Raw genomic sequence first — 24,080 nt, forward strand, 5'->3', positions numbered from 1 at the left:
CACCAGGCCGGGCCGCCGGACGCGGTCACCGGCGCCGCTCCGTGGGCCGGCGGTGATCCGTCGGGCTCAGGGGCTCAGGGGCTCAGGGCTTCAAGGGCTCAGGGCTGGGTGGCTCAGCGCTCCAGCACCAGCGCAAGCCCCTGGCCGACCCCGATGCACAGCGTCGCGACAGCCGTGCCGCCGCCCGTCGCGGCCAGCTGGTGTGCCGCGGTGCCGGCGAGGCGGGCTCCGGACGCGCCCAGTGGATGGCCGAGGGCGATCGCCCCGCCCTGCGGATTCACGACGTCGGGGTCGCACTGCGGCCACTCGGCGAGGCAGCCGAGCACCTGCGCGGCGAACGCCTCGTTCAGCTCGATCGAGGTGAGGTCGCCGAAGCCGCGCCCCGCCTTCGCGAGTGCACGCTCCACCGCGGGCACCGGCGCCAGACCGAACCACTGCGGTTCCACGGCCGACACCGCGGTGGCCGAGATCCTGGCGAGTGGCTCACGGCCGACCGCCTTCAGACCCTCCTCGTCGGTGAGCAGCAGCGCCGAAGCGCCGTCGTTCAACGGAGAGGCGTTCCCCGCCGTGACCGTCCCGCCGTCCGTACGGAACGACGGCTTCAACCGGCCCATGGCCTCCGTCGAAGCATCCGCGCGCACACATTCGTCCCGGTCGACGACCACCGGGTCGCCCTTGCGCCGGGGCACGCTCACCGGGGCGATCTCGGCGTCGAAACGCCCAGCCGCCTGCGCCTCGGCGGCCTTGTGGTGCGAGGACAGCGCGAAGGCGTCCTGCTGCTCGCGGGTGATCCGGTGCTTGTCCGCGATGAGTTCGGCGCACTCGCCGAGCGGCACCGTCCACTCCGGTTCCATCCGCGGATTGACCATCCGCCAGCCCAGCGTCGTCGAGTACAGCTCGGTGTGGCCGGCCGGGAAGGCCTGGCCGGACTTCGGCAGGACGTAGGGCGCGCGGGACATCGACTCGACGCCGCCGGCCAGGATCACCGACGCGTCCCCGAGTGCGATGGCGCGAGCACCCTGCACCACGGCTTCGAGGCCGCTCGCGCAGAGCCGGTTCAGGGTCACGCCCGGGACGGTGACCGGAAGGCCGGCGAGCAGGCCCGCCATCCGGGCCACATTGCGGTTCTCCTCGCCCGCGCCGTTGGCGTTGCCGTAGTAGATGTCGCCGATCAGGCCCGGATCGAGGTCCGGCGAGCGGTCGAGCAGAGCTCGCAGCGTGTGCGCGGCCAGATCGTCCGGGCGCACCGACGACAGGCTGCCCGCGTACTTGCCGAACGGGGTCCGTACCGCGTCGACGATGTAGACGTCCCTGGTCCGGTGGTTCATCGGGCGACTCCTTCGGTGAGTACCACGGCGGGTGTCCTGCTGACCGTCCGGCCGGACTCCCTGAGGCCTGCCGCCCATCGGGTGTGTTCGCAGAGTGAACAGAAGTCCATTAATCTGGCCGCCGGTATGTTCGCCGGGCCGAGTGCGCGTGTCAATGCCCGCCCGGCGCGCCGCCCGACGCCTGTCACGTGCGACGAAGGGGAGGGCGAGCCGTGCCGCCGACCACGACCGCACCGTCCGGGACCGGCCGCGGGGCGGACCCGGGAGCGACGCTCGAGCGCGGACTGACCGTGCTGCGTGCCCTCGCGGCGGATCCGTCCGCCCGCCTCGGCCGTTCCGCACTGACCAGGACGACAGGCCTCGCCCGCGCCACCGTCGACCGGATCACCGCCACCCTGATCAGGATGGGCTACGCCCGCCCCGACGGCAGCGATGTCCAACTGGCCCCACGTGTCCTGGAGCTCGGCAACGCCTACCTCTCCGCCGAGCGCGTCACCGACGCGATGCGCCCCGTCGTCCTCGACCTCGCCGCCGACCTGGACGAATCGGTGTCGGTCTGTGTGCCGGACGGTGACGGGGCGCGCTTCGTCCTGCAGTGCCCACGGCAGCGCGCCATGACTCCGGCCTTCCGGGTCGGTGACCTGCTGGCTGTCGAACGGTGCGCGCCCGGCGCCCTGTTCGCGGCGGGCTGGGACCGGAGGCGATGGCGGGCGTGGCGTTCGGCGGCGGCGCCCGGCGCCTTCGAGGCCCGGGCTGCGACGGCCCGCGGCCTCGGGTTCGCCGTCGACGACCAGCTCACCGAACCGGGCCTGATCGCCGTCTCGGTCCCGGTGCCGGGCCCCGACGGCTCCGCCGCCCGCACGCTGAACGTGGTCAGCCACACCAGCCGCCACACCGCCGTAGAGCTCACCGCGCACGCCCTGCCCCGGCTGCGGCGGACAGCCGATGCGCTACGGACCGTACTCGCGGGGCCGGGTGGCGGGCCGCCGGCGGCTGACGCCACCGGCATCCGCGCGGACGTCGAACTCCGTTCCGCCAAGGGCGAGTTGGGTCCGGACTTCCTCCAGTCGCTGGCCCGCGGGCTGGCCGTGCTGCGGGCCCTCGACGTCCCTGGCGGGCTGACCCTGAGCGCGCTCGCCGAGAAGGTCGGTCTGGCCCGGGCCAGCGCGCGGCGCCCGCTGCTCACCCTGCAGCGTCTCGGCTACGTCGACGCCGCCACCGACGGACGCTTCGTCCTGCTGCCACGCGTCCTGGAACTCGGCTACGCCACCGTCCCGCCGCTCGACTACGAACAACTGGTCCGACCGCACCTCGCGGCCCTGGCCCTGCGACTCAACGACTCCGCCTCGTCGGCCGTACTCGACGGCTCCGACATCCGCTACGTCGCCCGCGTCGGGGCCCGCCGCATCATGAGCGTCGACCTGGGCGTCGGCACCCGGCTGCCCGCGTACGCCACCGCCATGGGCCGCGTACTGCTCGGGGACCTCGAGCGCGACGCACGCACCCTGCGCCTGGAGCAGATGGCCCCGCGGTCGCTCACCCCGCACACCCGCACCTCGCCCGCCGCCGTGGTGGACGCCGCGCGGCGAGACGGCTACGCCCTGGTCGACGAGGAGCTGGAGGAGGGCCTGCGCTCGATCGCCCTCCCGGTCCGTGACGCCGGTGGGCGGGCCGTCGCCGCGGTGAACATCTCGGCGCACGCCGTCCAGCGCAGCGCGGCCGACTTGCGCGACCGCGTCCTTCCCGAACTGCGGTCCGCCGTACGGCACATCGAGGCCGACCTGGCGGCGGCAGCGGGCCGCGACCCCCAGTCCCTGCCTGCCTGACCTGGGCCCTTCACCCGACGGACGGGCGCAGTCCGCTGCCCAGGTCGCGGAGGGTGACCGGCCCGAGCCGGTACGGATCATCGGGCCGCCCAGTCCGGTGCCTGATTTCTCCCGCTATTGGCACCTCTGTCCTGGTCTTCCTACAGTGATCGCAGGATCCTCAGCCCACAGGAAGCAGACCGGCAGCCGTGAGAGCCGACCCCGACGAGCCCGCCGATTCCGCGACTGTCCCCGAGCCCGCCGGGAACGGGGGACAGGTGCTGGGAGGATTCGCGCCCACGGCACAGACGTCCGGCCAGGCACAGACGTCCGGTCAGGCACAGACGTCGGCACAGGCACAGACGTCCGCTCGGGCGCAGGCCCCGGACGGCCGGGCATCCGCCGAGCAGAAGAGCGTCCTGCGGATGCTGGCCAGCCCCGACCCCGACAGCCTCCTCGGTTCCGCGCTCGGCGCCCTGCAGAGCATCGAGGCCAGGGCCGGCGCCCTCTTCGTCGCAGGGGACGACGGCTGGCTGCGCATGACCGCCAACCGCAACCTCGACGACGCGGTCGTAGAACGCTTCCCCTCGCTCGCCCCCGACGCCGAACTGCCCGCCGCCGTCGCGGCCCGCGAACGCCGCTCGGTACGCGCCCTCGCCGAGGACTTCAAGACCCGCTACCCGGACCTCGCCGCACTCAGAAGGCCCGTCGGCGTCCTCGCCGAGCCGTTGCTCGTCGACGACCGCTGCCTGGGCGCCCTGGTCGTACACCTGGCACCGTCGTACACCCCGGATCTCGACGACGAGCAGCTCATCGCCATGGTCGCCGCCGTATGCGCCCACCGCCTCGAGGACATCCTCGTCACCGAGAGCGCCGGGCTGCCGGCGGGCACCGCCGCCCGGCTCCCCGGCGGGCACGCGGTGGCCGGACAGCCGCGCGACCAGGTCCGCCTCGAGCTGGCCCTGGCCGGCGGAAACCTGGGCTCCTTCCAGTGGTACGTCGACTCCGACGTGCTGGTCTGGGACGCCAGGGTGGTGCGCCTGATGGGACTTGCTCCCGACACGTTCGACGCGCGTCTCGAGACCTTTCTCGCCGTCGTCCACCCCGAGGACCGCGAACGCGTCCAGGAGGAACTGGCCGAGACGCTGCGGACCGACGACTGCCACCTCGTCTACCGCGTCGTCTGGCCCGACGGGTCCCAGCACTGGATCGAGGCCAAGGGCATCGTCGAACGGTCCGCCGACGGCCGGCCCGAGTCCGTCATCGGTGTCGCCTGGGACGCCACGGCCCAGCGCGAGCGCGAGGCCAAACGCGAGGCCCGCCGCGCGGTGTACCTCAGCGTCACGCAGGCCTTCGCGGCCGCCCTCTCGCCCCAGGACGTACTGGCGACGATGATCGACATCGTGCTGCCCGAGCTGGGTGCGCGGGCGCTCGCCCTGCACATGGTCGAGGAGGGGCGGCTCATCCTGGAAGGCTCGGCCGGCTACCCGGCCGACGTCATGAAGCGGCTCGCCGAGGTCGGCCGGATCCGCGACAACCCGTTGCAGGCCGCCCTCGATGCCGGCCACCCGTTGTTCTTCGAGTCGCGCCGAGCCTTCCAGGAACGCTTCCCCGCCCACGAACTGCGCCCCGTCGAGGGCCATCACGCCTTCGTCTTCCTGCCGCTCGCCACCGCGGACGGCACGGTCGGCACCTGCCTCATCGCCTACGACCGGCCCAAGCGCTTCAGCCCCGACGAGCAGACCCTGGCGGCGGCGGTCTCCGGCATCCTCGGCCAGTCCCTGGCCCGCGCGCGGCTGTCCGACCTGAGCCGGCGCCGGATGACCGACCTGCAGCAGCTGATGATGCCGCGCGCACTGCCCCGACTGGAGGACTTCCAGGTCGCCGCGTGCTATCTGCCGGCATCGCAGGGCATGCAGGTCGGCGGCGACTGGTTCGACGTACTGCCGCGAGCCGACGGTGGCGCCTCACTGGTCATCGGCGACGTGCAGGGCCACAGTGCCCAGGCCGCTGCGGTGATGGGCCAACTGCGCACCGCACTGCGTGCGCACGCCTCGGACGGCTACCGGGTGGAGCACCTGATGAGGCGCGGAAACCAGACGCTGTACGGACTCGACACCGAACGCTTCGCCACCTGCTGCATCGTCGACGTCACACCGGATACCGGCCACCTGCAGGTGGTACGCGCCGGACACCCCCGGCCGCTGCAGGCGACGGCCGACGGCACCGTCACCGAACTCGACGTGGCCGGCGGGCTCCCGCTCGGCTTCGCCCCCGACGACCACTATCCCGTCCATCACGGTCAACTCGCGCCGGGGAGCACCCTGTTGCTCTACACCGACGGACTGGTCGACCGCCCGGGACGCTCCTACGACGAGGCGCTCGCCCGGGTCTCGTCCGTGTTCGCCGACTGGGCCGGGCGCGACGAGCAGGACGACGGCGGCGCGGGCCTGGAAGCGCTCGCCGAGGACATCGTCGCCACCGCCAGTGAGACTGGTACGGGCAGCGACGACATCGCGGTCCTGCTCATCCACCGCCCCTGAGCGGCAGTCCGCAGGCGCGCCGTCCTACTCGAAGCGCGACACGTCGCCCGCACCCCGCCGCACGATCTCGACCTCGCCCCCGGAGAAGTCGATCACCGTGGTGGGGCTGGTCCCGCAGTCGCCCGAGTCGACCACCGCGTCCACCACGTGGTCGAGCCGCTCCTTGATCTCCCACCCCTGCGTCATCGGCTCGTCCTCGTCCGGCAGGAGAAGGGTGCTGGACACCAGCGGCTCGCCCAGTTCGGCGACCAGGTCCTGGGCGACCACATGATCGGGGATCCGCACGCCGACCGTGCGCTTCTTCGGGTGCAGGAGCTGGCGCGGGACCTCCTTCGTGGCCGGCAGGATGAAGGTGTAACTGCCCGGTGTGGCCGCCTTGATGGCGCGGAAGACGTCGTTGTCGATCTGCACGAACTGGCCGAGCTGCGAGAAGTTCTGGCAGACCAGGGTGAAGTGGTGACGGTCGTTCAGCTGTCGGATCGTGCGGATCCGGTCGAGCCCCTCGCGATTGCCGAGCTGGCATCCGAGTGCGAAGCAGGAGTCCGTCGGGTACACGACCAATGCGCCGGAGCGGATGCTCTCGGCCACCGTGCTGATGGTGCGCCGCTGAGGATTCTCGGGGTGCACGTCGAAGTATTTCGCCATCCGCCGAGCGTACGTGACCTGTTCACGCGCTCCGAGTCCGCGGACGTGCACTCCACCCGTCCGAGCGGTCCGTGCACGGACAGGTTTTCCGCGGGCGTAGGGGTGTCAGGGGCGGCTCAGGGATCCGGCGTGGGCAGCACCCCGGACAGGACGCCCGCCACGGCGCGATGCACCGTGGCGGTGCCGGGCGCGGCGGCGAGGCGGTCGGCGAAGAGGAGGTGGGCGGTGCCGACCAGCATGGGGGCCAGCGCGCCGACGTCGGCTTCCGGTGCGAGCCTGCCGGCTTTTCGCTCGGCGTCGAGATAGGAGGCCACCACAGCGGTGGCCTCGGTGAGCACCGGAATGCCGACGGGTGTGGTCTCGCGCAACCGGGTGCGCAGGGTGTCGCGCGAGACGACCAGGCCCACGACAGCCACCGCCACCGACCCGAACAGCTCGGTCAGTACGCGCGTCAGGCGGTCGACGACATCGCCTGCGCCCGCAGCCGCGACGAGTGCGTCGGACTGCCCCTCGATGCGGGCGATCCGGTCGCGGACCAGCTCGGCGAGGAAAGCGTCGCAGTCCGCGAAGTGGCGGTGCAGTACACCCTTCGCGCAGCCGGCCTCGTCCGTGACCGCCCGGCTGGTGAGGGCGCTCGGACCCTCGCTCAGCAGGACGCGCTCGGCGGCGTCGAAGAGTTGTCGGCGTACGTCACGCATGGCGACACCCGTGGGCATGCGGTGGTCCTCCTCGGTCGATCCGCCCGCCGCGATTGACGAGTGGGCACTTGCCCACCATAGTGGGCGCATGCCCACTCTATCTCCGCAGCAGCCGACGCCCGACCCCGGAGAGACCCATCGGCACCGGGACGTGGCCGAATCCTTCGGCGAGGACGCGGCCCGCTACGACCGTGCCAGGCCCCGCTATCCCCAAGCCCTGATCCGTCGTATCGCCCGCTCGGCACCCGGCTCAGACGTACTGGATGTCGGATGCGGTACCGGCATCGCGGCCCGGCAGTTCACGGCCGAGGGGTGCCGGGTCCGCGGTCTCGACGCCGATGCGCGCATGGCCGAAGTGGCCCGGGTGAACGGGCTCGAGGTGGAGGTCGGCCGCTTCGAGGACTGGGATCCGGCCGGCCGCTCCTTCGATGCGGTCGTCGCAGGCCAGACCTGGCACTGGATCGATCCCGCGGGCGGAGCGTCCCGCGCGGCGCAGATACTCCGTCCGCACGGGACGCTCGCCCTGTTCTGGAACGCGGGGGAGCCGCCCGCCGCGGTCAAGGACGCGTTCGCGGACGTCTTCCGGCGTGCCGCCCCGGACTCCCTGGCGCTGCGCGGCACGTCCGGGTCCGCGGTGGACGGGTACGGCCTGATCTGCGACAAGGCCGCTGACGGCATCCGCGGCAGCGGAGCCTTCGCCGAGCCCGAACGGTGGCGCGAGGACTGGGAGTTCACGTACACCAAGGACGCCTGGCTCGACCAACTGCCGACCACCGGCGCCTTCCCGCGGCTGAACGCGCGGGAGCGGGCCGAGGTGCTCGCCGGGATCGGCGAGGCCATCGACGCGGTGGGTGGCCGATTCACCATGCACTACGCCACGTTGGCGGTCGTGGCACGGCGCATCGACTGAGGTCGGGCCGGACCGCGGTGACGCGACCGGTCAGCGGGTGAGGAGTCCCCGCAGCTCGGCAGCGATCAGGCCGGGGTCCTCCTCCGCCATGAAATGCCCGGCATCGACAGTGCGATGCCGCACATCCGGCGCCCATGCACGCCACAGCGCGGACGCGTCGTAGCCGAGCGCGGCGCCCCAGTCCTGCTGCAGCACCGTCACCGGCATCCGCAGCGTGTGTCCGGCCTCCCGGTCGGCCAGATCGTGCTCGATGTCGATGCCCGCCGAGGCGCGGTAGTCCGCCACGATCGATGTGACGGCGTCGCGGGACGCCGCCAGGTACGCGTTCCGTACCGGCCCAGGGATCGCCGCGGGATCCTTCGCCCACACATCCAGGAAATGCCCGAAGAAGGCGTCGGGGGCACCGGAGATCAACTCCTCGGGCAGCCCTGGCGGTTGAGCCATCAGATACAGGTGGAACCCGACGGTCGCGCTCACCCCGCGCATCGCGTCCCACATGTCGAGCGTCGGCAGTACGTCGAGACAGGCGAGGTGGGTGACCGTTCCCGGGTGGTCGAGTCCGGCACGCAGAGCGACGAGCGCGCCCCGGTCGTGGCCGGCGACCGCGAAACGGTCGTGGCCGAGCGCCGCCGCGAGGGCCACCACGTCGGCGGCCATGGTGCGCTTGGCGTACTCGGTGCCGTCGCGCTCCGCGGGCTTGTCGCTGGCGCCGTAACCGCGCAGGTCCGGGCAGATCACCGTGTGCTCGGCCGCCAGCTCGGCAGCGACGTGCCGCCACATCAGGTGCGTCTGCGGGAAGCCGTGCAGCAGGACGACGGGGCTGCCCGAACCGCCGACGGCGGCGTTCAGGGACACCCCGTCCGCGACGGGCACGCGCAGCAGCTCGAACCCCTCGAAGGGCACGGGGGCGGGGGCGGGCTTGGATTCCGGGCTGGTCATGGACTCTCCTCGTCGGGCTACCGGGCGCTCTCCAGCTTCCTGCCGGCCGATGAGCAACCGATGAGCAGCCCGCGAGCGCGCTAGGTTGAGCAGGTCCGGAACCGGTCGAAGGGCGGAGCGAAGTGCAGGTCATGTTCGGTGTACTCGGACCGGTGACCGCCTGGGACGAGCGCGGCCGCAGTGTCGCCCTGAAGGGCCCGCGACACCGTGCCGTCCTGGCCAGACTGGTACTCGCCAAGGGCCGCGTCGTCCCCGTCGCCCGCCTCGTGGACGACCTCTGGGCGGATCCGCCCACCGACGGGGTCGGAGCCGTCCGCACCTTCGTCGCCGCACTCCGCCGCGCCCTGGAACCGGAACGGCCGCCGCGCACGCCCGCGCGCCTCCTCGTCACCGAGGGGCCCGGCTACGCCCTGCGGGCCCACCCCGGCGCCGTCGACGCCCGGCGCTTCGAGTCCCTCGTCGAGACGGCCGCCATCGCACCCGCGCCACGAGCCGCCACCGACCTGGACGAGGCCCTCGCGCTGTGGCGCGGCCCTGCCTACGCCGAGTACGCGGACGAATCCTGGGTCCGGGCCGAACGCGGACGCCTGCTCGAACTGCGCCTGCACGCCGTCGAAGCACAGGCCGAGGCCCGCCTCGCGCTCGGCCGCGCGGACCGCGCCGTGCCCGACCTGGACGCACACGTCAGCGAGCACCCGTGGCGCGAGGACGCCTGGCGGCTGCTCGCCCTCGCGCTCTACCGCACCGGCAGACAGGGCGATGCCCTCGCCGTGCTGCGCCGGGCGCGGGGCCTGCTGGTGTCGCAACTCGGCGTGGACCCGGGACCGGCACTGCGCGGCCTCGAGCAGGACATGCTCCGTCAAGCCCCGCACCTGGACCCGGCGCGCTCCGCCTCGGCGACCGCGCCGGCACGCGGCCCGCAGGACGCCGCCGGACAGGTATGGGCCCGGGCGGCCGCCGCGTACGACCGCAGCGTCCCCGCGGACGCACGCGCGCGCCTCGAGTCGACCGCCGGGCTGCTCAGGAGCCTGGCCGTGACCGGCGGCAGCGGCCTCGAGGAGGCCAGGCGCCACCGCGTCGCAGCGGTCGAAGCGGCCGAGGCGCTCGGCGACCCGGAACTGACCGCCAGGATCATCGGCCGCTACGACGTCCCCGCCGTCTGGACGAGGGTCGACGACCCCGAGCAGACCGCCCGGATCCTGGCCGCCACCGAACGGACCCTGCGCCGCCTCCCCGCCGAAGGGCACGACGCCGCACGCGCCGCGCTCCTCGCCACGATCGGCGTGGAGTCGAGAGGCGGCGGCACACCGGCCGCCACGGCTCGGGCGCGGGCACGCGAGGCGGCCGCCGAGGCAGAGCGCATCGCCCGTCACCTCGACGACCCCGCCCTCCTCGCCCACGCCCTCAACTCCCAGTACATGCAAGCCTTCGCGCGCACCGGCCTCGCCCCGCGCCGCGCCACGACCGGCGCGGAACTCGTCGCCCTCGCCACCCGCCACGACCTGCCGTCGTACGAGATCCTCGGCCACCTCGTCCGCGTCCAAGCCCTCGGTGCACTGGGCGAGTTCACCGCCGCGGACACCCATGCAGGTGCGGCGGACCGGCTCGCCGAACGCCATGAGGTGCCGCTGGTCGGGGTGTTCACCCGCTGGTACCGGGCGCTGCGCGGAGCAGCCGACCCCGAGACTCCCCTCGAGGCGGCGGAGCAGGGCTTCCGCGAGGCGGCGAAAGCCCTCGACGGTGCCGGGATGCCCGGCCTGGAACAGGGCCTGTTGCCGCTGGCCCTGTTGTGTCTGCGCGTGGCCCGCGCCCTGCCCGTACCCGATGCGCTGCTCGGCGAGGACTGGGGGCCGTACGAGCCGTGGGCCCGCCCTCTGCTCCTGAGCACGGCCGGACCGCGGGCCGAAGCGATGCGGTCACTGGCGGAGGTCCCCGATCCGCCCCAGGATCTCCTGGCGGAAGCGCTGTGGTGCCTGCTCGGCCGCGCCGCGCTGAGCCTCGACGAGCCGCACATCATGCGGCGGGCACGGCAACACCTGGCTCCGGCCTCCGCCGAGATCGCCGGAGCGGGCAGCGGAGTGCTCACCGCCGGGCCGGTCGCCGGACATCTGGCCGCGCTGGACGAGGCGCTCAATTCCCTTGGTGAAAAAGAGAGTTGAGGTGCGGCGTGATCAATATGGTGCCGACAGGTACCGAAGTGCCGCCGCCACGCTCGACGTCAGGTCGTTCATCGCGTCGAGCACCAGCCGGCGATCCGACCAGGAGGTGAACTGCCGGCGCAGCGCTTCCACCGACTCCCACGTCGGGTCGATGAAGCCGGGGATCGCACGCACGCGGCTCTCGAGGCGGCGGCGGTGCACCTCCGGATCCGAGCAGGTCACCTCGATGAACACCAGCGGCACGGCATGACGATCGGCAAGTGACCGCCACTGCTCCCGAGCCTGCGGAGCCGCGTTCACCGCGTCCAGGATGGCCGTCTGGCCGAGCGCGATCACCCCGTCGGCCACCGCTTCGGCGACGACGTACGCCGCCAGCCCCGTCGGCTCCGCGCGGGCGACCCCGGCACGCCACATCGCCGCCTCGATCGGGTCCACCGACACGACAGGGGCGGCCAGCTCGCGCCCCAGCTCCTCGGCGACCGCACTCTTCCCCGCACCCGGCAGTCCTGCCATCGCGATCAGCATCCCGCCACCCTTGCACGTCGACCTTCGCGGACCGCGAGCTTCCGGCGAGGCACCGCCGAAACCGGCCGTGCAACGGGGGCGCCGACCCGATCTTGACCCGGAGGGGGTTCGCACCGCAGGATGGCGCCATGTTCGCCAACCACGCCCACGCCCCCGGATCGGCTCTCGTGCCCGACCGCTGCGGCTGTGCGCGCTGCGGCCTCTAGCGAACTTCTCCTGCGGCCGCCGGCCGCATCACGGGCGCGGTCGAGCGCTCGGCCCCGCCTGCGACGAGGCCGACATCCCTTCGCCTCAAGGGCGTTGCTGCCACACACCCGCAAGTCCCCGGTGACTGCCGCGGGCAGCCCCGAGACGGGTGGCGTGTGCGGCGTACACCCTCCGGGCGCAGCGCCCGCACCCGTCCGACTCCCGCTCACCGTGGACCAGCCACGTCCCGACCCGTCACCCGTCCCTTGTCCCGACCACCCCGGAGTGCCAGATGTCGACCACCGCAACCCCGCCCGTGCCCACCCTGCGCGAGGCCAGGATCCCGGACCACGCCTTCTACGAGGGGCGGCGCGTGCTGAACCGGCTGCCCGAGGGCGCTGCGCCGCGGCCGTACCGCCACTTCGAGGTGGTGCCGCTCGGTGCGACCATCGGCGCCGAGATCAGGGGCCTCGACCTGAAGCAGTCGACGCCGGCCGAGCTCCGCGAGGAACTGAACCGCGCCCTGCTCGAATGGAAGGTGCTCTTCTTCCGCAATCAGCACCTGACCTCGCAGCAGCAGCGTCAATTCGCCCGTAACTGGGGTGAGTTGGAGACCAACCCGCTGCTCGAGGCCGGTGACAGCGAGGACGTCGTACGCTTCGACAAGAGCGCCGCGGGCGTGCCCACCTTCGAGAACGTCTGGCACGCCGACGTCACCTTCCGCGAGCAGCCGGCCATGGGTGCCGTCCTGCAGCTGCGTGAGGTCCCGCCGTCCGGCGGCGACACCATGTGGGCGGACATGGCGGCCGCGTACGACAACCTTCCGGCGGATGTGCGGTCGCGGATCGACGGGGCGCGGGCCGTGCACGACTTCATCCCCGGTTTCCGGCGCTTCTACGGTCCCGAGCGGCTCGCCCGGCATCAGGACCTGTTCCCGCCGGTGGAACACCCGGTGGTGCGCATCCACCCCGAGACCGGGCGGCGGACGCTGTTCGTGAACACCTCGTTCACCACCCGCATCTCCGGCCTCGACCGCAGCGAGAGCGACGAACTCCTGCGTCTCCTGGTGCAGCAGGCGCACGTCCCCGAGTATCAGGTCCGCTTCCACTGGCAGCCGGGCGACATCGCCTTCTGGGACAACCGTTCCACCCAGCACTACGCGGTCGGTGACTACGGCAACGCACCACGGGTCGCCGAACGCGTCGCCATCGCGGGGGACCGTCCGTACTGAGGCGTTCCGGCCACGGAGCGGTCCGGTCCTATCGAGGGGCCCGCGTCCGGCGGCCACCGCGCCCTTGCAGGACGGGCCCCGAGGTCGACTCCCGCACCTGCAGGGCCGTGCGCAGCACCACCGTCTGCAGGGACCGGTCGGTGCCGGCGATGCGGTCCTGCAGCAGCCCGGCGGCCGTCCAGCCGAGGTCGTACGACGGAAGCTGGACGGTCGTCAGAGGCGGCCGGACCAAGGAGGCCCACGGCACGTCACCGAAGGACAGCACCCCGAAGTCCGGCGGCTCGACGGCCGCTTCACGCAAAGCCTGCAGCGCACCGACCGTCATCAGGTTGTTCGCCACGAAGACCGCGTCCGGCGGTTCCGGCAGGGCGAGCAGATCGGCCATCGCCGCCCTGCCGCCCTCCACCCTGAAGTCTCCGTGCCGGATGTACTCGGGGGAGGGCTCACCGCTCCGGCCCGCCTCGCGCAACTGGTCACGGAGCACCGCCCGGTAGCCCGCGAGCCGCTCCTCGGAGGTCGACGCACCCTCCGGGCCCGCGATGCACGCGATACGGCGGTAACCGCTCCCCAGCAGATGGGCCGTGGCCTCCTCGCCGCCGTGCTGGTTGTCGACCATCACCGCGTCCACCGAGGCGCCGCGCGGGCGGCGGTCGACCGCCACCACCGGCATACCGCGACTGGCCAGCAGGGACAGGTCCGTGCGGTTGCGTGACGCAGCCGCCACGATGACGCCGGCCATCTGCTCCGCCGCCGCGATCTCCAGATAGCGGCGCTCCTTGTCCACGTCCTCGTCGGTGTTGCACAGCACCACCGACAGGTTCGTCTCCTGGGCAGCGTCCTCCACGCCCCGGGCGAGCGAGGTGAAGAACGGGTTCTCGATGTCGGGGATGATCAGGCCGATCACGCTGGCCCGCTGCTTACGCAGACTGCGCGCCACCCGGTTGGGCGCGAAGCCCAGTTCGGCCGCCGTTCTGCGGACCCGCTCGGCCCGTTCCGCCGTGACCCTTCCGCCGTTGAAGACGCGCGACACCGTCGCGGGGGAGACTCCGGCCGCGCGGGCCACATCGCTGATCGTCGTCACTGTTCCCGTACCCGAACCCCTCGATCAGGCGCGGGAGTTGGCCGCGCGCCGGGTGTCATGCCCCTCATTCTCCGCCGGCGGGAGCACGGTCGCCGTACGCGAACTGCTCTGCGCCGTTCGACCGGACGCCGGGTCGTCCTGACCCCTTGACACCGTCTGGCCTGAACTTTACGTTCGCGTGAAATGGATTTCAAGAGATCCCTCGACGGGCTCGGTCCGCAGGGGTGGATCACCTCAACATTTCGCTGTAGTAACTGGGTTGACCTCTGCCTGAGGCGTAAGAAATCGATTTCAACAGACATCTAGTCCCTGGAGTCATCGACGATGAGCACCACGTTCGGCCTCGACGATCTGGCCCGCCGCACCGGCGCCGTCAGCCGCTCCATCAGCGCGGAGAACTTCACCGGCGCCAAGGGTGCGGGCGGGGCGGCGACCGAGGGTACCGGAGCGCAGGCCGCGTCCCGGCTCGGCCGCGGCTGGAAGGTCTCCCCGAGCATCGACATCGCCGCAGGCGAGACCGCGGTACTCGCCGACATCGACGGACCGGGCACGCTGCGGCACATCTGGTGCACCACCGCGCCGCACGCCGCTTGGCGGGGGACCCTGCTGCGCCTGTACTGGGAGGGCGAGGAGACCCCGGCGGTCGAGGTGCCGCTCGGGGACTTCTTCTGCAACGGCTGGAACCGTTTCAGTCAGGTCTCCTCCATCCCGGTGGCCGCCAATCCGAACGGCGGGTTCAACGCGTACTGGCCCATGCCCTTCCACCGCCGGGCGCGCATCACCCTGGAGAACCTGGCCCCGGAACAGATGACGCTCTACTACCAGATCGACTACGAGCTCGGTGAAGTCGCCGACGACGCCGCGTACTTCCACGCGCAGTGGCGCCGCAGCAACCCGGTCACTCCTGGCGTCGACCACGTGCTCCTGGAAGGCGTGCAGGGCGCGGGCCAGTATGTCGGCACCTACCTCGCCTGGGCCGTGAACAGTCCTGGCTGGTGGGGCGAGGGCGAGCTCAAGTTCTTCCTCGACGGGGACGACGAGTTCCCCACCATCTGCGGCACCGGCACCGAGGACTACTTCGGCGGCGCCTGGAACTTCGACGTACCCGGTCAGGGCTACACGGAGTTCACCACCCCCTATCTCGGCCTGAACCAAGTGCTCGCTCCGGATGGTCTCTACGACAGCCAGCAGCGGTTCGGGATGTACCGCTGGCACGTACTCGACCCGGTCCGATTCCAGGAGGACCTGCGGGTCACCGTGCAGTGCCTCGGCATCGCGCGCGGTCACGGCAGCGGACTGCCCCACCGCTACCGGCAGAACCACGACGACATCGCCTCGACCTCCCTGTTCTACCTGGACCGGCCGGCGCCTGCCTCCCCGCCTGTCACTCCGGACCTGCTCGACCTCGAGGCCGACACTCATATGTGAGGCGCGGGGGAGCGCCCCGGCCGGCCCATCAGCAGCAGTTGACGTGCACCAACCGACTGGAACAAGCCAGAGACGGGAGCAAGGCCATGCTCAAGGACGGCAAGGGTGCCGTTCCGCCGCCCACCCGCCGCCGCTTCCTCGGCACCGCAGCGGGCGCGGCGGCAGCGGCCGCCGGCACTCCGCTGCTGAGCGGATGCGGGGGATCGGCCAAGGCCGACGGCAAGCGGCTGACATTCTGGAACTTCTACGCTCCACAGAAGAGTCCGGACCCGGCGGTCAACGCCCAGGCGAAGTGGTTCACCGACCTCGTCAGCGAGTGGAACGCCACCCATGACGTCAAGGTCGACCTGGTCTTCGTGCCCACCGGCGACTACACCAACGGATTCAAGGTGCCCTCCGCCTTCGCGACCGGTTCGGGCCCCGACATCTTCCTGCTCAGCCCCGGTGACTTCCTGCGCTACTCCAACGGCGGCGTGCTGCAGGACCTCACCCCGCACCTCGACGACGGCGTCGTCGAGGACTACGGCGACCACCTGAAGAGTCGCATGGTCGACGACAAGGTCTACGCCCTCCCGATGGAGGTCGAGCCGCTCGCCATGCTCTACGACGTGCAGGCCTGGGAGAAGGCGGGGCTCTCCGAGGGCGACATCCCCACCACCTGGGACCAACTGCTCGACGCCGGAGACAAGTTGAGCAGCGGCACCCGGGCCGGGTTCGTCGTCGAGACCAACCCCGGCTACCTGCAGAACTTCATGTGGTATCCGTGGCTGTGGCAGGGCGGCGGCGACGTCGTCGACCCGCAGGGCAATGTCGTCTTCGACTCGAAGGCGGCCCGCCAGGCACTGCAGTTGTGGGGGGATGCGGTGCAACACCGCATCATGCCCCGCACACTTCCCGCCGCCGGCGACGTGGTCAGTGCCTTCAAGGCGGGCAACGTCGGCATGTGGCAGATGGGCATCTGGCAGGTGTCGAGCTTCAAGGCGTTCGCCCCGAAGTTCAAGTACGGCGTCTTCCGGCTGCCCCTGCCACCAGGCGGCAAGTACATCACCGCACTGGGCGGTTGGTCGTTCGCGGCGAACGCCAAGGGCAGTAATCCCGACCAGGCCGCCGAGTTCTGCGGCTGGGCTCTCGGCAAGGCCGACGACCGTTGCGTGGACCGCATGGTCAAGTGGTGCACCGGGGTCAAGTCGGATGTGGCACCGCGTACGTCCGCGGTCGAACGGGGCGCCGAGAAGGGCGGATACGACTTCTGGGCGATGAAGAAGTTCAAGGACGACATCGCCCCCGAGGGACGCGCCGAACCCCGCTTCCCGCCCGTGGTCTACAAGGCCGTGTCCGACGCCATCCAGGGCGTGATGTTCGCCGACAAGGGCGTGGACGGTTCCGTCACCCGCGCCGCCGAGTCCATCGACGCGTTCATGAAGAGTTACCAGGGGGCGAGCCTGATATGACGAGCGTCGCCGCACCGGGACGTACCCGGGAAACGGAAACGGCCACGCCGGCGAGCCCCGGCGGCCGGCGAATGAGCCGCAAGCACCGGGAGTGGCTGGCAGCCGGACTCTTCATCCTCCCCGACGGTCTCGGGCTCCTGCTGTTCGTCGGAATTCCCATGCTGCTCTCCGTCGTTCTCGGCTTCTTCCAGGTCAGTGGATTCGGCAGCTACGAATGGGTCGGATTCGGCAACTATGAGCGGATGTTCCAGGACCCGATGTTCTGGGAGTCGATGAAGATCACCGGCATCTATGTGGTGGTCCTCGTGCCGGTCCTCTTCTGCGTCAGCCTCGCGCTCGGCCTACTGATGAAGCAGCAGCTGCCCGGTAACGGCTTCTTCCGCACCGCACTCTTCCTGCCGTACATGATCAGCCTGGCCGTCGTCGGTCTGCTCTGGAAATTCATGCTCGACGACCAGGTGGGCGTGGTGAACCAGTCACTACGCGCCCTGGGAATGGAGGGCGAGTCATGGCTCGGCGAACCGACCCTCGCACTCGCCACGGTCATCGCCATCATGGTCTGGGTCATGATGGGCTACTACATGATCATTTTCCTCGCCGGTCTGCAGGAAATCCCCAAGGAGTACTACGAGGCGGCGCGGATCGACGGTGCCGGGCCATGGACCCAATTCCGTTCCATCACCTGGCCGTTGCTCAAACCCACCAGCTTCTTCGTCCTCATCATGTCCACCGTCGCCGCCATGACCGGCGGCCTGGACCTGATCTTCACCATGACGGCGGGCGGTCCCGCGAACGGCACTTCGCTCGCGATCTACTACATCTACACCCAGGCCTTCGGATTCGGCGAGTACGGCTACGCATCGGCGATGGGCTCTTTCCTCGTCCTGGTCATGGTGCTGTTCTCCGCCGTCATCTTCAAGGTGACCGGGAGCGGGAGGTTCGACGATGACCGCTAGCAATCCGGTCGCCACCCGCCGGCGGTTCACCGGCCGGGCCGGCCTCACCGCACTCGCGGTCGTGATGTCGGTCGTGACCATCTTCCCGTTCCTGTGGATGATCACGTCCTCGTTCAAGACCCGCGCCACGGTGAACGACGGAAAACTCATCCCCACCGACTTCACCTTCGACAATTTCGTCTACGTCTTCACCGAGGTCGACTTCGGGCGCTACCTCTTCAACAGCTTCTTCGTCTCCGTCGTCATCACCGTGGTGGCTCTCTTCTTCCACTCGATGGCGGCCTATGCGCTGGCCCGACTGCGCTTTCCCGGCCGGGAGAAGATCTTTACCCTGATCTTCGCCACCCTGCTGATCACCGCCCCCGTCGTACTCATTCCGCTGTTCATGGTCGTCCGCCAAATGGGGATGCTGGACAGTTATGCCGGGCTCATCGTCCCCGCCATCTTCAACGCGTTCGGGATCTTCCTGCTCCGGCAGTTCTATCTCGGCTTTCCGCGTGAACTCGAAGAAGCGGCGATCGTCGACGGATGCAGTCACTGGCGCGTCTACTGGAGCGTCGTCCTGCCGATGTCCCGGCCCATTCTCTCGGCCTTGGCGATCTTCTTCTTCCTGGCGAACTGGAACGCGTTCGTCTGGCCCCTGGTCGTCACCACCGACCCGAAGCTCCAGGTCGTCCAGACGGCCATCGCCCAGTTCGCCAGCCAGAGTTCGTCGAACTACAACTACATTCTGGCCGGCACGATGGTCGCCGCCATTCCCATGATCGCCGTATTCGTCGTGTTCCAGCGCCAGATGGTCGAGTCCATCAAGACCTCCGGCCTGAAGTGACGCCGACGGCCACCGCACCAGGCACCGCCGCGAAACCCACCACGCATTTGGAGGCCATACATGGCACGCATCGGTCTGCTGTCCATCTCCGACGGCCGGGACTACGTACAGCGCGACGTACGTGAGCACGTGACCCGCGCCGCCCGGGAACTGGCAGCGATGCTGGTCGAGGCCGGACACGAGGTCGTGACCGCACCCGAGCACGTCGAGTCCAACGTCCTCGCCACCTCCCAGGCCCGCCATCTCGCGGACCAGCACGTGGATCTGACGATCTTTCACCACTCGGTGTGGACCTTCCCGCACTTCACCATGCTGGCCGCCGAGGCCACACCCGGACCGATCCTGATGGTCGCGAACATCGACCCGCAGTACCCGGGCATGGTCGGCATGCTGGCCGGCGGCGGTGGCCTCGACCAGATAGGCCGTGTCCACTCCCGCGCCTGGGGGGACGTGCACGACCCCGCCACGCGCAGCCGCATCCTCTCCCAGGTCAGGGCCGGCGCCGCCGTCCAGGGCCTGCGCGGATCCACCTTCGGCCGGATCGGCGGACGCCCGATGGGGATGTACACCGCCACCGCCAACACCGACCAGTGGATGAAGATCTTCGGCGTCGACGTCGAGGAGATCGACCAGTGGGAGGTGGTACGCCGCGCCGAGAACGCCGACGCGTCCCTGGTCAAACAGGGCCGCCTCTGGCTGGAACAGAACTCCGCGGGCGTCCACTACGACGGCGACCGGCTCACCCCGGAGCTCCTGGAACGCCAGATCCGCTCCTACTACGCGATGAAGGAACTCATCGCCGAATGGAACCTGGACTTCTCCGGCATCAAGGGCCAGCCCGAACTCACCGCCAACTTCGCCACCATGGACGTCGCCGAGGCCTTCCTGAACGACCCCTACGACTGGGAAGGGCCGAAGGAAACCCATGTCACCGCCACCGAGGCGGACATGGACGGCGCCCTCACCATGCAGCTCCTGAAGCTGCTCACCGGCGACCCGGTCCTGTTCGCCGACGTGCGCCACTACCACCAGGACAAGGACGTCTGGGACCTCTGCAACTCCGGCCAGCACGCCACCTGGTACGCCGCCCGCTCCGACGACCCGCTGGAGAACCTCGCCAAGGTCAACTTCCTGCCCGAGGTGTTCTACTTCCCCGCCGGCGGTGCCTCCGTGCAACACCTCGCCGCCCCGGGCGACCTCACCTTCGCCCGACTGACCCGGGCCGACAGCGAGTACCGCATGCACGTCATGCGCGGATCGTTCGAGAACTACGACGCCGCGACCAACGAGCAGATGATGCGCGCCTCCACCTGGGAGTGGCCGCACGCCTTCGCCCGCCTGAACGCACCCGCCGAGGAGTTCCTGACCAGGTTCGGGTCCAACCACATCCACGCCGTGCCCGGCGACCACGTCGCCGACCTGCGCGCAGTCTGCGACCAACTCGGTATCCGTTATGACGGCTTCGGGGACGCGGCCTAGAGCGCACACCCCCGCTCCAGCTCCCGTCGCGCGGGGCGGAGCCCCTCACCGGGGCCCGCCCCGCGCCCCGACTCACGGAAGGCGAGCCCATCCGGCCATGACCACCGAAGTGCCGCCCGCGCCACCGCTGCTCGCGATGCGCGGCATAGCCAAGTCCTTCCCCGGCGTACGCGCCCTCAAGGGCGTCGACCTGACCGTGCACTCCGGCGAGGTGGTGGCACTGCTCGGCGAGAACGGTGCCGGGAAGTCCACCCTGATGAACGTCCTCGCCGGAGTGCACTCCGACTACGAAGGGGTCATCGAACGCGACGGAGAGCGCGTCGACATCCACCGTCCCAAGGACGCCGCCCGACACGGCATCGGCATGATCCACCAGGAGCTCAACCTGGTCCCGGAACTCTCCGCCGCCGAGAACATCCTCCTCGGCCGTGAGCCCCGAACCGGCCGCGGCACGGTGGACCGCAAGGCGATGGACCGCCGGGCCGCGGAACTGCTCGCGGGACTCGGGCTCGATACTCCGCCGCGCCGGCTCGTCAAGGACTGCCGGATCGCCGAGCAGCAACTCATCGAGGTCGCGAAGGCCCTCAGCCTGAACGTCCGCGTCCTGGTCATGGACGAGCCGACCTCCGCCCTCGCGGACGCCGAGGTACGCAGCCTGTTCGCCGTCATCCGCGACCTCACCGCACAGGGCGTCGGCGTCATCTACATCTCCCACCGGCTCGAGGAGCTGGAGGCCATCGCCGACACCGTCACCGTGCTCCGCGACGGCACCCACGCGGGCCACCGCGCGACGGCCGACACCACCCGCGCCGAACTGATCCGCCTGATGGTCGGCCGGCCCCTCGGCGAACTCTTCCCGCGCCGCCCCGAGCAGCACAGCGACGGACCCGTACGCCTTCAGGTCGACGGCCTCACCCACCCGAACCGGTCCGGCGGGCCCTCCCTGCACGGCATCGACCTCACGGTGCGGGCCGGCGAGATCGTCGGCCTCGCCGGACTCATGGGCGCCGGGCGCAGCGAAGTCCTGCAGGCCGTCTTCGGCGACTACGGCCCGCGCGTGCGAGGCAGGTTCACGCTCGACGACAAGCCGTACCACCCTCGTACGCCGGGCCAGGCGATCCGCCGCGGGCTCGCCCTGGTGGCCGAGGACCGCAAGGAACAGAGCCTCGTCCTCGGCAACACCGTGCGCTTCAACGGCTCCCTGGCGGCCCTGGCCCGCTACCGGACAGCCTGGCGGACCCTGAGCCGCAGACGCGAACGGGCCGATGTCGCCGCCCAGGTGACGAGCCTGAAGGTGAAGACCCCGGGTCTCGAGGCGACGGTGAGCGACCTCTCCGGCGGCAACCAGCAGAAGGTCGTACTCGCCCGGTGCCTGCTCACCGAACCCAGTGTGCTGCTCATGGACGAACCCACCCGCGGCATCGACGTCGGCGCCAAGGCCGAGATCCACGCCCTGATGGACCGGCTCGCCGCCCAGGGCACCGCCATCGTCGCCGTCTCCTCCGAACTGCCGGAACTCATCGGCATGTGCGACCGGATCCTGGTGCTCTGCGAAGGCCGCCTCACCGGCGAGTTCCACCGCGACCCGGCGCAGGGACCCGAGGCCACCCAGGAAGCGATCCTCACCGCCGCGATGGCCCGCGAGACGGTCACGGACGAACAGGCAGCGGTGATCGCGGAACACCGCATCACGCACACGGAAGCCCCAGACGACGGGAGGCGGGATGACTGACACCCTTCTCGATCAGGCGAAGAACGACGGCCCCGACGTGCGCACCCGCGCGAAGCGTCTGCTGCCCTGGCTCGGCTCGCTGCAGAGCTACATCGGCCTCGTCCTCATCGTCGCCATCGGCATCGCCACCCAGGGCGACACCTTCCTGGACCAGACCAACCTCACCAACGCGGTGGGCAACTTCGCCTCCCGCGGCATCCTCGCCGTCGGTGTCACGCTCGTCATCCTCACCGCCGGCATCGACCTGTCGGTCGGCTCCCTGCTCGGCTTCGCCTCGATGGCCTCGGCCATGATGGTCGCCAACCACGACATGCCCGTGTGGCAGATCGTCCCGCTGTGCATGCTGATCGGCGCGGCCTTCGGCTTCGTCAACGGCGTCGGCACCTCGGTCCTGAGGATCCAGTCGTTCGTGATGACCCTCGCGATGCTCTCCATCGCCCGCGGCCTCGACAGACAGATGTCCGACAACCAGTCCGTCGGCACGACCGTCGCCGGGCCCGACGGGAAACTCACCGAGAACGCCGAGGCGTTCCAGAGCCTCGGCACGCCGGGACACAACGTCGGCGTCGGATTCCTCGGACCCGACGGCGTGTACTACCCGGTGCTCGCCTTCGTCATCGTGTGCGTCGTCTTCCACCTGATCCTGTCGCGCACCGCCTTCGGCCGGCACATCTACGCGGTCGGCGGCAACCCGACGGCCGCCCGGCTCTCCGGCATCAACGTCACCCTGGTCGTCATCGCCGTCTTCACCCTCTCCGGCATGCTCGCCGGATTCGCCGGCCCGATCGACGCCGCCTACTCGGTGTCAGCCGACCCTCAGGCCGGAAACACCTACGAACTCGACGCCATCGCCGCGGCCGTCATCGGCGGCGCCTCGCTCGCCGGCGGCAAGGGCACCATCATCGGCACCTTCGTCGGCGCCCTGATCCTCACCCTGCTCGACAACGTCCTCGGCCTGAATGCCGTCAGCGACAACTGGCAGCTGGTCATCAAGGGACTCATCGTCGTCGTCGCCGTGGTCCTGCAGCGCCCCGAGCTGCTGCGCACCCTGCGGAACCGACTCACCCCGGCTCGAAAGGACTCCGCCGCATGACCCTCACACCACGCACCGGAAAGTCGCCACGTCCCGCGAAGGCCCTGGCCGCAGCGACCGCCCTGGCCGCCTCCGCCGCCCTCTGCGCGGGCTGCGCATCGAAGACCGACGACGGCGGGGGCTCGTCCGGCAAGGACGGCGACGGCACCTTCACCATCGGCTACGCCCAGGCCAACAACGCCGAGCCGTACCGGGCCCAGCTCAACAAGCAGCTCGCGTACTACGTGAAGCGGCACAAGAACCTGAAGCTGCTGCCCATCGCCGACGCCAAACAGGACAACGCCCGTCAGGTCAGCCAGGTACAGCAGTTCATCCAGCAGAAGGTCGACGTCCTCATCGTCTCGCCCAACGAGCCCGACCCGCTCACCCCGGCCGTCGAACAGGCCTGCCAGGCGAAGATCCCGGTCATCATCCTCGACCGGGCCGTCAAGACCGACTGCTACGACGCATTCATCGGCGGTGACAACTTCCAGATCGGCAAGAAGGCCGGCGAGGCCGCCATCAAGGCGCTCCCGGACGGCGGCAATGTCGCCGAGATCCGCGGACTGCTCTCCACCGACCCGCAGAAGCAGCGCCACAAGGGATTCGCCGCCGCGCTGAAGGGCCACGACGACATCAAGGTGGTCGAGCAGCGCGAGGGCAAATGGCTGCAGCCGGAAGGCACGAAGATCATGCAGCAGTGGCTGCAGCGCGGCACGAAGATCGACCTGGTGTACTCGCACAACGACCCGATGGCGATCGGCGCCCAGTCCGCCGCGTCCGGAGCGGGCAAGGCCAAGGACATCAAGTTCATCGGCATCGACGGACTCGCCATCCCCGACGGCGGCATCCGCGCCGTCCAGCAGGGCAAGATGATCGCCACCTACCTCTACCCGACCGGCGCCGAGGAGGCGGCCGAGACGGCCGCGAAACTGGCCGAGGGCAAGAAGGTGGAGAAGAAGCAGACCCTCGACACCACCGAGATCACCAAGTCCAACGCCGAGGACGTGTACGGCCGTTACGACATGACGAAGAAGACCGGCTGATCCGGCCGGCCCGAGTCAGCCCGCACTCACCAGCCCC

19 protein-coding genes are annotated in these 24,080 nt (G+C 70.5%); 13 read left to right on the top strand and 6 right to left on the bottom strand.

Annotation, left to right across the window (positions count from 1 at the left end):
* Positions 1–113: 113 nt before the first annotated feature.
* Positions 114–1,328: a thiolase family protein gene (locus DSC45_RS20570; RefSeq protein ID WP_119293073.1), complete on the bottom strand. Its 1,215-nt coding sequence runs from the start codon at positions 1,326–1,328 to the stop codon at positions 114–116.
* A 212-nt stretch (positions 1,329–1,540) separates the two neighbouring features.
* Here DSC45_RS20570 and DSC45_RS20575 point away from each other — a divergent pair, with 212 nt between their 5' ends.
* On the top strand, positions 1,541–3,154 hold the full coding sequence (locus DSC45_RS20575) for an IclR family transcriptional regulator domain-containing protein (RefSeq protein WP_119293075.1): 1,614 nt from the start codon (positions 1,541–1,543) through the stop codon (positions 3,152–3,154).
* A 188-nt stretch (positions 3,155–3,342) separates the two neighbouring features.
* A complete protein-coding gene (locus DSC45_RS20580) occupies positions 3,343–5,676 on the top strand; it encodes a SpoIIE family protein phosphatase (protein WP_119293077.1) in 2,334 nt (777 codons plus the stop codon).
* A gap of 24 nt (positions 5,677–5,700) precedes the next feature.
* Here the strand turns inward: DSC45_RS20580 and DSC45_RS20585 are convergent, their stop codons facing one another.
* Together DSC45_RS20585 and DSC45_RS20590 are read right to left on the bottom strand one after the other, a co-directional pair.
* Positions 5,701–6,321 (bottom strand): L-threonylcarbamoyladenylate synthase, encoded by a 621-nt coding sequence (locus DSC45_RS20585; protein ID WP_119293291.1) that lies wholly within the window; start codon positions 6,319–6,321, stop codon positions 5,701–5,703.
* A 116-nt stretch (positions 6,322–6,437) separates the two neighbouring features.
* Positions 6,438–7,037, bottom strand: coding sequence for a TetR/AcrR family transcriptional regulator (locus DSC45_RS20590; protein ID WP_119293079.1), 600 nt, complete (start codon positions 7,035–7,037; stop codon positions 6,438–6,440).
* A gap of 70 nt (positions 7,038–7,107) precedes the next feature.
* On the opposite strand from DSC45_RS20590, the gene DSC45_RS20595 reads away from it, so the two are divergent.
* The gene (locus tag DSC45_RS20595; protein WP_119293081.1) at positions 7,108–7,929 is read left to right on the top strand and encodes a class I SAM-dependent methyltransferase; all 822 of its coding nucleotides are present in this window, start codon (positions 7,108–7,110) and stop codon (positions 7,927–7,929) included.
* A gap of 30 nt (positions 7,930–7,959) precedes the next feature.
* Here the strand turns inward: DSC45_RS20595 and DSC45_RS20600 are convergent, their stop codons facing one another.
* A complete protein-coding gene (locus DSC45_RS20600) occupies positions 7,960–8,868 on the bottom strand; it encodes an alpha/beta fold hydrolase (RefSeq protein ID WP_119293083.1) in 909 nt (302 codons plus the stop codon).
* A gap of 122 nt (positions 8,869–8,990) precedes the next feature.
* Between DSC45_RS20600 and DSC45_RS20605 the strand changes: the two genes are divergently transcribed.
* Complete coding sequence (locus tag DSC45_RS20605; protein ID WP_119293085.1) at positions 8,991–11,027, top strand: AfsR/SARP family transcriptional regulator; 2,037 nt, start codon at positions 8,991–8,993, stop codon at positions 11,025–11,027.
* A gap of 12 nt (positions 11,028–11,039) precedes the next feature.
* On the opposite strand, the gene DSC45_RS20610 is transcribed toward DSC45_RS20605, so the two are convergent.
* On the bottom strand, positions 11,040–11,552 hold the full coding sequence (locus DSC45_RS20610) for a P-loop nucleotide/nucleoside kinase family protein (protein WP_119293087.1): 513 nt from the start codon (positions 11,550–11,552) through the stop codon (positions 11,040–11,042).
* A gap of 478 nt (positions 11,553–12,030) precedes the next feature.
* Here DSC45_RS20610 and DSC45_RS20615 point away from each other — a divergent pair, with 478 nt between their 5' ends.
* Positions 12,031–12,969 (top strand): TauD/TfdA dioxygenase family protein, encoded by a 939-nt coding sequence (locus DSC45_RS20615; protein ID WP_119293089.1) that lies wholly within the window; start codon positions 12,031–12,033, stop codon positions 12,967–12,969.
* 28 nt (positions 12,970–12,997) lie between these two features.
* Here DSC45_RS20615 and DSC45_RS20620 read toward each other — a convergent pair whose 3' ends face one another.
* Entirely contained in the window at positions 12,998–14,050 is a 1,053-nt protein-coding gene (locus DSC45_RS20620; RefSeq protein ID WP_119293091.1) for a LacI family DNA-binding transcriptional regulator, read from the bottom strand.
* A 324-nt stretch (positions 14,051–14,374) separates the two neighbouring features.
* Between DSC45_RS20620 and DSC45_RS20625 the strand changes: the two genes are divergently transcribed.
* From DSC45_RS20625 to DSC45_RS20660, 8 genes are all read left to right on the top strand, one after another.
* On the top strand, positions 14,375–15,478 hold the full coding sequence (locus DSC45_RS20625; RefSeq protein WP_119293093.1) for a glycoside hydrolase family 172 protein: 1,104 nt from the start codon (positions 14,375–14,377) through the stop codon (positions 15,476–15,478).
* 86 nt (positions 15,479–15,564) lie between these two features.
* The gene (locus tag DSC45_RS20630) at positions 15,565–16,929 is read left to right on the top strand and encodes an ABC transporter substrate-binding protein (RefSeq protein WP_119293095.1); all 1,365 of its coding nucleotides are present in this window, start codon (positions 15,565–15,567) and stop codon (positions 16,927–16,929) included.
* 71 nt (positions 16,930–17,000) lie between these two features.
* Complete coding sequence (locus DSC45_RS20635; RefSeq protein ID WP_240434754.1) at positions 17,001–17,885, top strand: carbohydrate ABC transporter permease; 885 nt, start codon at positions 17,001–17,003, stop codon at positions 17,883–17,885.
* On the top strand, positions 17,875–18,714 hold the full coding sequence (locus DSC45_RS20640) for a carbohydrate ABC transporter permease (RefSeq protein ID WP_119293098.1): 840 nt from the start codon (positions 17,875–17,877) through the stop codon (positions 18,712–18,714). The genes DSC45_RS20635 and DSC45_RS20640 overlap by 11 nt, the downstream gene beginning before the upstream one ends.
* A gap of 60 nt (positions 18,715–18,774) precedes the next feature.
* Positions 18,775–20,193, top strand: coding sequence for an L-fucose/L-arabinose isomerase family protein (locus tag DSC45_RS20645; protein WP_119293099.1), 1,419 nt, complete (start codon positions 18,775–18,777; stop codon positions 20,191–20,193).
* A gap of 97 nt (positions 20,194–20,290) precedes the next feature.
* Complete coding sequence (locus DSC45_RS20650) at positions 20,291–21,925, top strand: sugar ABC transporter ATP-binding protein (protein WP_119293101.1); 1,635 nt, start codon at positions 20,291–20,293, stop codon at positions 21,923–21,925.
* Entirely contained in the window at positions 21,918–23,018 is a 1,101-nt protein-coding gene (locus DSC45_RS20655; protein ID WP_119293103.1) for an ABC transporter permease, read from the top strand. Before DSC45_RS20650 ends, DSC45_RS20655 begins: the two co-directional genes overlap by 8 nt.
* Complete coding sequence (locus DSC45_RS20660; RefSeq protein WP_119293105.1) at positions 23,015–24,043, top strand: substrate-binding domain-containing protein; 1,029 nt, start codon at positions 23,015–23,017, stop codon at positions 24,041–24,043. The genes DSC45_RS20655 and DSC45_RS20660 overlap by 4 nt, the downstream gene beginning before the upstream one ends.
* The last annotated feature ends 37 nt before the right edge of the window (positions 24,044–24,080 follow it).

The organism is Streptomyces sp. YIM 130001 (assembly GCF_003574445.1).
GTDB lineage: Bacteria > Actinomycetota > Actinomycetes > Streptomycetales > Streptomycetaceae > Streptomyces.

What these genes read in the sequence shown, in the direction of transcription:
- DSC45_RS20570 (WP_119293073.1), bottom strand. Translation starts at nt 1,328, where the DNA reads ATGAACCACCGGACCAGGGACGTCTACATCGTCGACGCGGTACGGACC.
- DSC45_RS20585 (WP_119293291.1), bottom strand. Translation starts at nt 6,321, where the DNA reads ATGGCGAAATACTTCGACGTGCACCCCGAGAATCCTCAGCGGCGCACC.
- DSC45_RS20590 (WP_119293079.1), bottom strand. Translation starts at nt 7,037, where the DNA reads ATGCCCACGGGTGTCGCCATGCGTGACGTACGCCGACAACTCTTCGAC.
- DSC45_RS20595 (WP_119293081.1), top strand. Translation starts at nt 7,108, where the DNA reads ATGCCCACTCTATCTCCGCAGCAGCCGACGCCCGACCCCGGAGAGACC.
- DSC45_RS20600 (WP_119293083.1), bottom strand. Translation starts at nt 8,868, where the DNA reads ATGACCAGCCCGGAATCCAAGCCCGCCCCCGCCCCCGTGCCCTTCGAG.
- DSC45_RS20610 (WP_119293087.1), bottom strand. Translation starts at nt 11,552, where the DNA reads ATGCTGATCGCGATGGCAGGACTGCCGGGTGCGGGGAAGAGTGCGGTC.
- DSC45_RS20615 (WP_119293089.1), top strand. Translation starts at nt 12,031, where the DNA reads ATGTCGACCACCGCAACCCCGCCCGTGCCCACCCTGCGCGAGGCCAGG.
- DSC45_RS20625 (WP_119293093.1), top strand. Translation starts at nt 14,375, where the DNA reads ATGAGCACCACGTTCGGCCTCGACGATCTGGCCCGCCGCACCGGCGCC.
- DSC45_RS20630 (WP_119293095.1), top strand. Translation starts at nt 15,565, where the DNA reads ATGCTCAAGGACGGCAAGGGTGCCGTTCCGCCGCCCACCCGCCGCCGC.
- DSC45_RS20635 (WP_240434754.1), top strand. Translation starts at nt 17,001, where the DNA reads ATGAGCCGCAAGCACCGGGAGTGGCTGGCAGCCGGACTCTTCATCCTC.
- DSC45_RS20640 (WP_119293098.1), top strand. Translation starts at nt 17,875, where the DNA reads ATGACCGCTAGCAATCCGGTCGCCACCCGCCGGCGGTTCACCGGCCGG.
- DSC45_RS20645 (WP_119293099.1), top strand. Translation starts at nt 18,775, where the DNA reads ATGGCACGCATCGGTCTGCTGTCCATCTCCGACGGCCGGGACTACGTA.
- DSC45_RS20650 (WP_119293101.1), top strand. Translation starts at nt 20,291, where the DNA reads ATGACCACCGAAGTGCCGCCCGCGCCACCGCTGCTCGCGATGCGCGGC.
- DSC45_RS20655 (WP_119293103.1), top strand. Translation starts at nt 21,918, where the DNA reads ATGACTGACACCCTTCTCGATCAGGCGAAGAACGACGGCCCCGACGTG.
- DSC45_RS20660 (WP_119293105.1), top strand. Translation starts at nt 23,015, where the DNA reads ATGACCCTCACACCACGCACCGGAAAGTCGCCACGTCCCGCGAAGGCC.